Genomic DNA, 1,798 nt, shown 5'->3' on the forward strand with positions numbered 1-1,798 from the left:
CCCTGCCCCTCTCACGTCACGGCCTGCTGGGCGGAGCCGTGCTCGCCTTCGCACGCAGCCTGGGAGAGTTCGGCGCCACCACCAGGGTGGCGCCGAACTCTCCCAGGCTGCGTGCGAAGGCGAGCACGGCTCCGCCCAGCAGGCCGTGACGTGAGAGGGGCAGGGTGATCTCGGTGAATACCGACCACTCATTGCGTCCCAGCACGCGCGCGGCATTCTCGAGCGCGCCATCGATGCCGTCGAAGGCGGCCTTGGTCGTCCAGACCGCAAGCGGAAGGGAGACCACCACCGACGCCGCCACCGCCGCCCAGCGCGTGAAGGGGAGGCTCACGCCGAAGGGGGCCAGCGCGGCCCCCACAAGGCCGTGCCGTCCCAGCAGGTCGAGCAAAAAGAAGCCGGTGACCACGGGCGGCAGCACCAGGGGCAGGTTCACCACGGCCGACAGAAGGCTCTTGCCCGGAAGGGCCGAGCGGCTCAGCAGCCACGCCAGCGCCACGGCCAGCGGCATCACCAGAACCGTGCTCATGGCCGCGATCTCGAGCGAGAGAAGAACGGGGCCCGCGATGGCGTCGCTCACGGCAGGGGCTCCATGATGGGCTCGAAGCCGTGGGTCCGTGCCGCCTCGCGACCGCGCGGGCTGGCCATCAGCGCCAGCACCGCGGCGGCGCCCTCGCGGTTGTCGGCCTGGCGTGGAACCACGGCGACATACACGATGGGGGCGTGGCTGTCGTCGGGCAGGCGGGTCACGACCCGCAGGCGCGTGGCCTCGCTGCGGCTGTCGGTCTCGTACACCACGGCGGCGTCGACCTCACCGCGCGCGGCCCAGCCGAGCACGACCCGCGCATCGGCGCCGAGCACCCGACGACCGTCGAGGGCGCTCCAGAGGTCGAGGTGGCGAAGCGACTGCTCGGCGTAGCGGCCGGCCGGTACGATGCGGGGGTCTCCCAGGGCAAGCCGACCGCGCTGTCGCAGGTCATCGAGTGCGCGCACCGCGCCATCGACGGGGGCCACGACCACGAGGTGGTTGCGGTACAGAGACACCCCGGTCTGCTTCTCCGCCAGACCTTGTTGTACGAGGGTTCGCGCGTCTTCCATGGACGCCGAGACGAAGAGGTCGGCGGGAGCGCCGTGGGCGATCTGCGCGCGGGCCTGCGACGACGCGGCGAACGAGCACCGCACCTCGAGCCCGTTGTCGTGCGCCGCGCGGGTCACCTCACCCATCAGATCGACGAGGCTGGCCGCGGCCAGAACCTTCACGGTCGCAGAGGGGTGGCGTACACACGAAGCGGAGAGCAGCAACGCTAGCGTCGCCATGGCGAGAGAGACGGAGGGGAGGGGTTTCACCGCGCTCAGGACGGTTCGTTCGCGCCCCCGCCCGCGGGGTTCTTCTCCGGGTGCTCGCGCGCCAGGAAGTCTTCGATGAAGGCGTGCAGGCGCTCACATGCCGCGGGGTCCGGGTCGACGAACCGAACGCCGCTGATGAAGCGCTGGGTGAACTCGAAGTTCTTCGACTCTGACCAGACCCTGAGGCCGTTGAAGTTCAGCGACTCGGTGTCGGTGAGGTGCACCTCAACCCCTACCGCTCTGTCGCTCGGAAGGGCTTTGTCGGTCATGACGCGCATGCCGTGCCCGCCGATGGTTACGCCGAGGATGTGCGCGAAACGGGTGCCCTCGATGTCACACTCGAGATCGCCTGGGCTGAGCCGGGCTTCGCTGCGTCGATCGTCTTCGCCAGGTGGAGCCACTGCGGCCTCCTCTCGGACTGCACCGGTGTGCTCGGTGACAGCGCGCCGCGTCA

Annotated in this window: 3 protein-coding genes; all 3 read right to left on the reverse strand. The window is 70.2% G+C overall.

The annotated features are described in order from the left end of the window. Positions 1-16: 16 nt before the first annotated feature. From modB to EB084_24730, 3 genes are read right to left on the reverse strand one after another with little or no spacing between them, the layout of a single operon-like run. Positions 17-577, reverse strand: coding sequence for a molybdate ABC transporter permease subunit (modB, locus tag EB084_24720; protein ID NDD31468.1), 561 nt, complete (start codon positions 575-577; stop codon positions 17-19). After that, positions 574-1,314, reverse strand: coding sequence for a molybdate ABC transporter substrate-binding protein (gene modA, locus EB084_24725; protein NDD31469.1), 741 nt, complete (start codon positions 1,312-1,314; stop codon positions 574-576). Before modA ends, modB begins: the two co-directional genes overlap by 4 nt. Before the next feature lie 35 nt (positions 1,315-1,349). Further along, positions 1,350-1,745, reverse strand: a complete 396-nt coding sequence (locus tag EB084_24730; GenBank protein NDD31470.1) for a hypothetical protein — start codon at positions 1,743-1,745, stop codon at positions 1,350-1,352. Positions 1,746-1,798: the final 53 nt, after the last annotated feature.

This window comes from Pseudomonadota bacterium, assembly GCA_010028905.1.
GTDB lineage: Bacteria > Vulcanimicrobiota > Xenobia > RGZZ01 > RGZZ01 > RGZZ01.

What these genes read in the sequence shown, in the direction of transcription:
- modA (NDD31469.1), bottom strand. Translation starts at nt 1,314, where the DNA reads ATGGCGACGCTAGCGTTGCTGCTCTCCGCTTCGTGTGTACGCCACCCC.